The organism is Sphingomonas sp. IC-11, from assembly GCF_021043365.1.
Classification (GTDB): domain Bacteria; phylum Pseudomonadota; class Alphaproteobacteria; order Sphingomonadales; family Sphingomonadaceae; genus Sphingomonas.
Window position 1 is genome coordinate 1 of sequence record NZ_JAJNDU010000015.1, and the last position, 629, is coordinate 629.

Annotated in this window: 1 protein-coding gene; it reads right to left on the bottom strand. The window is 59.3% G+C overall.

The features are described from left to right. Positions 1-124: 124 nt before the first annotated feature. Positions 125-629, bottom strand: a 505-nt coding sequence (locus LQ954_RS16060) for a hypothetical protein (RefSeq protein ID WP_231024065.1), incomplete at its 5' end; no start/stop codon positions are given.

Sequence of the window (629 nt, forward strand, 5' to 3'; positions counted from 1 at the left end):
GGCGGCATGACAATTTTGGTCGAACTGCGCCGAAGCATCGCGGCGTGCGAAGTTTTGTTCGATGTTTGACCAGCATTTTTCGCAATGTACGTGGGAGCAGCCTGAGCCAGCTTGGGGTTTGCACTTACAGCGGCGCGAGCCGTTTGAAGGCGCGCAGGACCTCGGCCTCGTCCACCGGCTTCTTCAGAATTTCGACCTCGGCGCTGCACGGCGGGCAGTCAGCGGGCGTTGCCGTAATGTAGATTACTGGAATAACCCCGTGTTCGGCGATGATTGCGGCCACCGCCGAGGGGCCAGTGCCTTCCAACGAGTTTACATCGGACAAGATGATCGCAGGAATGCGCTCGCGTGCGGCGTCCATCGCGTCGGATTTCGTGGCGGCAATGGCAACCGATGTCGCTCCTCCTTCTTCAGCCAGACAGGCCATATGATCCGCGACGATCCACTGATTTTCGATAACGAGCACATGGCACATGGCGGTTCCCAGCTGGCAGGGATTACCGCCGTCAAAACGTCCAACGCACCTGAAGCCACTATGGGCGCAAACGTCGGCAGCTTGATCCTGATATTGTCGGGCGAGAAAAGCCAATTGCCAGCCATTGGAGAACGGCGGCTCCGCGCGCCGGACG